The organism is Micromonospora sp. NPDC049580 (assembly GCF_040675595.1).
Classification (GTDB): domain Bacteria; phylum Actinomycetota; class Actinomycetes; order Mycobacteriales; family Micromonosporaceae; genus Micromonospora.
The window spans coordinates 1-5908 of record NZ_JBFAPG010000396.1 but is presented as its reverse complement, the minus strand read 5'-3'; the positions used below and the strand labels follow the sequence as shown (position 1 = coordinate 5908).

Annotated in this window: 4 protein-coding genes and 1 pseudogene; 1 reads left to right on the top strand and 4 read right to left on the bottom strand. The window is 73.7% G+C overall.

Annotation, left to right across the window (positions count from 1 at the left end; genetic code table 11):
• A pseudogene (locus AB0J68_RS25070) lies at positions 1–829 on the top strand (hypothetical protein); the annotation flags it as partial.
• A 247-nt stretch (positions 830–1076) separates the two neighbouring features.
• On the opposite strand, the gene AB0J68_RS25065 reads toward AB0J68_RS25070, so the two are convergent.
• The 4 genes from AB0J68_RS25065 to purS are packed head-to-tail and all read right to left on the bottom strand — an operon-like array spanning position 1077 to position 5481.
• Complete coding sequence (locus AB0J68_RS25065; protein ID WP_354853897.1) at positions 1077–1832, bottom strand: 2-phosphosulfolactate phosphatase; 756 nt, start codon at positions 1830–1832, stop codon at positions 1077–1079.
• 4 nt (positions 1833–1836) lie between these two features.
• Complete coding sequence (purL, locus tag AB0J68_RS25060) at positions 1837–4491, bottom strand: phosphoribosylformylglycinamidine synthase subunit PurL (RefSeq protein ID WP_363940633.1); 2655 nt, start codon at positions 4489–4491, stop codon at positions 1837–1839.
• Positions 4492–4537: 46 nt separating this feature from the next.
• Positions 4538–5221, bottom strand: a complete 684-nt coding sequence (gene purQ / locus AB0J68_RS25055; RefSeq protein WP_355064644.1) for a phosphoribosylformylglycinamidine synthase subunit PurQ — start codon at positions 5219–5221, stop codon at positions 4538–4540.
• The gene (gene purS, locus AB0J68_RS25050) at positions 5218–5481 is read right to left on the bottom strand and encodes a phosphoribosylformylglycinamidine synthase subunit PurS (protein WP_007454310.1); all 264 of its coding nucleotides are present in this window, start codon (positions 5479–5481) and stop codon (positions 5218–5220) included. Before purS ends, purQ begins: the two co-directional genes overlap by 4 nt.
• Between the last annotated feature and the right edge of the window lie 427 nt (positions 5482–5908).

Below are 5908 nucleotides of genomic sequence, written 5' to 3'. Positions count from 1 at the left end.
CGCCGGTGGCGGTCCCGACCCGACCATGGTCGGCGGCGCGGCGCTGAGCGAGGCGCCGACGATGATGCACCGCCCGGTGGTCGACGACGTCCCGCCGGACCCGTACGGAGCGCCAGCGCAGCCCTACGGCGCGGCGGGCCAGCAGGGCTGGGGTGGCACCGGCTACGGCGACGAGCCCGCTCCGGGCGGCTACGGCGCCGGTGGCTACGGCAACGCGCCGTCCTCGGGCGGCGGCTACGGCACGGCGGCAACGCCGGAGGGCGGCTACGGCGCCGGCCCGGCGGGGGACCCCTACGGTGCCGCACCCGGCTCGGGCGCGGGCTACGGCGGCGCTGCCGCCCCGGGTGGCGGCTACGGCAGCCGTGACTACACCGCCCCGGCCGGTGGCGCGGGCTACCCGCCCGCTCCCGCCGGTGGGGCGGGCTACGGCGAGCGTTTCGACGAGCCGACCGGCCGCTACACCGGTGACAGCACCCAGTACCCGGCTCCGGCCGACCCGTACGCCACCGGCGTCTACCAGCCGGAGCAGGATCCGGGCTACGGCCAGCCCGATCCGACGGCCCCGTACGGCGGCGGTCGCGCGGCGGAGCCGGCTGGCGGCTACGGCCAGCAGACCAGCGCGTACGACCAGGGCGGTTACGGCCAGCAGCAGGGCGGCGGGTACGACCAGGGCGGCTACGGCCAGGAGGCCCCGCAGCAACGCGGCGCCTACGACGACCGGGGCTACGACCAGGCCGGCTACGGCCAACAGCAGGGTGGCCGGGCCCGGCCGGACGGGCCGCCGCCCACCGAGCGGGGCGGCCGACGCCTCGACTGGCTGGACGACTGACCAGCACCACGGCACCGCAGCACGGCAGAACGGCCGCCCGGATCTCCGGGCGGCCGTTCCGTTGCGGGCGCTGGTCGCCCGGTCCTCCAGCGTGATCAACTCGTCTTTTAGGAAGGCGGGCTGTCCGCGTTACCTCGACACACCGACTTCCCGGAAACCGAGTTGATCACGCCCGGCACCGGACGGGCGCGGGCGCGGCGGGACGCGGATGTGGGCGCGGCGCGAGCGGGCCGGCGACCCGCGACGGTCAGGCGGCGGAGAACACGCCCTGGCGGAGAACCGGTACGACGTCCGACACGCCCACCCGGACCGCGACGTCGACGTCGGCACCGAAGCCGCCCTCGGTCAACTCCCGACCGGACACGCTGCCGCGCACCGCGGCGGGCACGTCCGGAGTGCTGGCCAGCGCGGCGAGCGCCATGGCCGCCTCCACGGAGAGGCCACCCGGCACACCGGACAGGGCGTCCAGCACGCTCGCCGCGCCGAGCTGGTCCTCGACCGACGGTCGTAGCGACCCGTCCGGCCACCGCTCACCCGAGGCGACGACGCCGATGGGGGCGTCCGTCGTGCCGTACCCCTGGCGGCGCAGCCAACGCCCGACGGCGCGGGCGTTGCGCAGGCACGCCGCGACCACCGGCAGCCCGGTGGCGCTGGCGGCCGCGCTGATCGCGGAGCCGTTCGGTGAGGGCAGCACCAGGTCCGCCACGACGGGCGCGGCGCTCAACGCGGCGGGTGAGAGCGACCACGGATGGTCGGCTGTCACCCGGCGACGGCCCACCGCCGCGACCGCGCCGACCCGCACCGCGTACTCGGCGGCCTGCTCGCCCCACGGAAACGGGTGCACCCGCATGCCCCGGGCGACCGCCACCTCGACGGCGGTGGTGAACGAGAGGACGTCCACCACCACCAGCGCCGCGCAGACGCGGCCGAGTTCGGCCGCCCCGGTCAGGCCCCAGTCGAAGCGGGCACCCGACCCGGGCTGGCCGTAGACGGCCGCCGTCAACGCCTCAGCGCTCGTCAGGCGACGGCTCGGCGGCACCGGGGTCAGACTCGGACGATTCGCCCGGCTGCTCCGACCCGACCGGGTCGACAGCTCCGGTCTGCGGGGACGGACCGGCCGAGGCGATCGGCTCGGAGAGCACCTCCGACGCGTCCACCGGCTCGGCCGGGGCACCCGGCAGCGGCACGGCCTCGACCGCGCCCGCCACGCCGGCGGCCGGCGCGGGCACGTCGACGGCCGCAGCGCCGCCGAAGAGGCGCGGCAGGGTCTCGGTGTGCGCGGCGCGCAGCTCGTCCAGACCGATCCGGAACTGGCCGTGCACCTCCAGCGCACCGCCGGTCGGGTCGGTGACGCCGATCAGCTCGAACGGCACCCCCCGCTCGGCGCAGAGCGCCGCGAACGCCTTGTCGTGGCCACGCGGCACCGACACCAGCGCCCGCGTGGCGGACTCGCTGAACAGGTAGACGAACGGCATCGAACCGTCGGCGAACTGCTCGGGCACGGCGATCCGTGCGCCGACGCCACGCCGCAGGCAGGACTCGACCAGGCTCTGGGCGAGGCCACCGTCGGACAGGTCGTGCGCCGAACTGAGGTGACCCACCCGGGCCGCCTCGGCCAGCAGGTCGGCCAGCGCCTTCTCGCGAAGCAGGTCGACCTGCGGCGGGATGCCGCCGAGGTGCTCGTGCGTCACCCAGGCCCACTCCGAGCCGGACAGCTCCACATTCGTCTCGCCGAGCAGGTAGAGCTGGTCGTGGTCGCCGCCGGGACGCGGGACGAAGCCCATCGGCACCCGGTCGGCCACGTTGTCCAGCACACCCAGCACACCGACCACCGGGGTCGGGTGGATGGCCGCCGCGCCGGTCTGGTTGTAGAAGCTGACGTTGCCGCCGGTCACCGGGATGCCCAGCTCCAGGCAGCCGTCCGCCAGGCCGCGCACGGCCTCGGCGAACTGCCACATCACGCCCGGGTCCTCCGGGGAGCCGAAGTTGAGGCAGTTGGTGACGGCGATCGGCGTCGCGCCGGTCACCGCCACATTCCGGTACGCCTCGGCCAGGGCCAGCTTGGTGCCGTTGTACGGGTCGAGCCGGGCGTACCGGCCGTTGCCGTCGACCGACAGCGCCACGCCGAGCCCGGTCCGCTCGTCGATCCGGATCACGCCGCCGTCCTCCGGCTGCGCGAGCACTGTGTTGCCCAGCACGTAGCGGTCGTACTGCTCGGTGACCCAGGTCTTGTCGGCCAGGTTGGGCGACGCGATCATGCGCAGCACGGTCTCGCGCAGCGCCTCCGGGTCGGCCGGGCGGGGCAGCGTCTCGGCGCGGTCGGCCTGGAGCAGGATCAGGTCGGCCGGCTCTCGCATCGGCCGGGCGTAGACCGGGCCGTCGTCGACGAGCGAACCCGGCGGCACGTCGACGACCAGGTGATCCTGCCAGGTGATCAGCAGTCGGCCGGGCCTGCCGTCCGGCTCGGGCGCGGTCACCTCACCGATCGCAGTGGCGAGCACGCCCCACTTCTCGGCAGTCTTGAGCACGGCTTCGAGCTTGTCCGGCTCGACGACCAGCAGCATCCGCTCCTGCGACTCGCTGGCCAGGATCTCGTGCGGGTCCATCGAGGGCTCCCGCAGCGGCACCCGCTCCAGCCAGACCCGCATGCCGGTGCCGGCAGCGGCGGCGGTCTCGGTGAGCGCGCAGGTCAGGCCGGCGCCACCGAGGTCCTGGATGCCGACGACCAGCTGGCCGTCGTACAGCTCCAGGCACGCCTCGATCAGCAGCTTCTCGGTGAACGGGTCGCCGACCTGCACGGCCGGGCGACGGGCCTCGCTGCCCTCGTCGAAGGTGGCGCTGGCCAGCACCGACACGCCGCCGATGCCGTCCCGGCCGGTCTTGGCGCCCATCAGCACCACGACGTTGCCGGGGCCCGCGGCGGCCTTGTTCTGCAGCCGGTCGACCGGCAGTACGCCCAGGCAAAGCGCGTTGAGCAGCGGGTTGCCCTGGTAGGACGGGTCGAAGACCAGCTCGCCGCCGATGTTGGGCAGGCCGAGGCAGTTGCCGTAGCCACCCACGCCGGCGACCACGCCGGTGAGCACCCGAGCGGTGTCCGGGTGGTCCGCGGCACCGAAGCGCAGCGGATCCATGACCGCGATCGGGCGGGCACCCATGGCGAGGATGTCCCGGACGATGCCGCCGACGCCGGTCGCCGCGCCCTGGTACGGCTCGACGAAGCTCGGGTGGTTGTGCGACTCGACCTTGAAGGTCACCGCCAGCTCGTCGGAGACCTGCACCACGCCAGCGTTCTCGCCGATGCCGGCGAGCAGCCGGTCGCTGTGCGGGGCCTTCTCACCGAACTGGCGCAGGTGCACCTTGCTCGACTTGTAGGAGCAGTGCTCGCTCCACATGATCGAGTACATCGCCAGCTCGGACTGCGTGGGTCGACGGCCGAGGATGTGCCGGATCCGGTCGTACTCGTCGTCGCGCAGACCCAGCTCGGTGTACGGCTGCAACTCGCCCGGCGTGCCACCGGCGCGCGGCACGGTGTCCACGCCGTCGGTCCAGTCGGCGGTCGCCGGCTGGGACGGAGCGGCGGGCTGCGCCAGCGGCTCGGTCGGCTGCGCCGGGGCGGAGTACGCCTCCGGAGTGTCCCGTACCGGGTCCGGATGGGTGGTCATGACCTCTCCTCGCTGCGCTCGTGCCCGCCTGACCGATTCCTCGCGTTCACGCGGGCGCCCCCACCAGGTGCTTGAGGACCGAGGTGAAGAAGCCCAGGCCGTCCAGCGAGGGGCCGGTGAGCGCCTCCACCGCGTGCTCGGGGTGCGGCATGATGCCGACAACGTTGCCGGCGGAGTTCGTGATGGCCGCGATGTCGCGCAGCGACCCGTTGGGGTTGCCGCCGACGTAGCGCGCGACGACCCGCCCCTCGGCTTCGAGCTGGTCCAGCGTCGCGGTGTCGGCGACGTAGCAGCCCTCGCCGTTCTTCACCGGGATGAGGATCTCCTGGCCGGGCTGGAACGCGTTGGTCCACGCCGTGCCGGCCGACTCGACGCGCAGGACCTGGTCCCGGTTACGGAAGTGCAGGTGCTGGTTGCGGGTGAGCGCGCCGGGCAGCAGGTGCGCCTCGCAGAGGATCTGGAAGCCGTTGCAGATGCCGAGCACCGGCAGGCCACCCCGGGCGGCGTCCACGAGCGTCTCCATCACCGGGGCGAACCGGGCGATGGCGCCGCAGCGCAGGTAGTCACCGTAGGAGAAGCCGCCGGGCAGCACGACCGCGTCCACACCGTGCAGATCCTCATCGCCGTGCCAGAGCCGGACCGGCTCGGCGCCGGCGATCCGGACGGCGCGGGCCGCATCCCCGTCGTCGAGCGAGCCGGGGAAGGTGACCACACCGACCCGGGCGGTCACGAGCGGGCGTCCGCGGTCTCGTCGGTCTCGACCAGGCGGACGGTGAAGTCCTCGATGACCGGGTTGGCGAGCAGCTTGTCGGCGATTTCCCGGGCCCGGTCCAGGTCCGGTTCACCGGTGAAGTCGATCTCGATGCGCCGGCCGATCCGCACTGAGGCGACGTCGCTGACGCCGAGCCGGGGCAGCGCGTTTGCGACGGCCTGGCCCTGCGGATCGAGGATCTCGGGCTTGAGCATGACGTCGACGACGACGCGAGGCACTGGGCACTCCTGACTGTGTACGCAGTTGGGTGCCGACCCACAACGGGCGAGCGCAGCCAGCGTACCTGGCAGATACCGTCGCGGACGCACCGGCCGGGCGCAGTTCAGGCAGTGATCCACATAACCGGCGGCGGGTGCGGCCGGCGGGGCGGGACAGGCGGCCCCAGCAGGGCATATACGGCGCGCTGGGTAGCCGAATCGTTACATTGGTTGATCTCGATAAGCTTCTTGAAAACGATGCTCGTCGGCCCTACAGTACATCGACATCACTCGATGCCAGCGGCGGCGGGGATCTCCCGCTGTCGCCACCGGGCACCCGGCGACCCCGGGCCCCAGCCCCTCCAAGGAGTCCACCGATGCGCGTTCGTCCCCTGCTCGCCCTGATCAGCACCGCGCTGGTCGGCGCCCTCGCCGCCGCGTCCGGCGC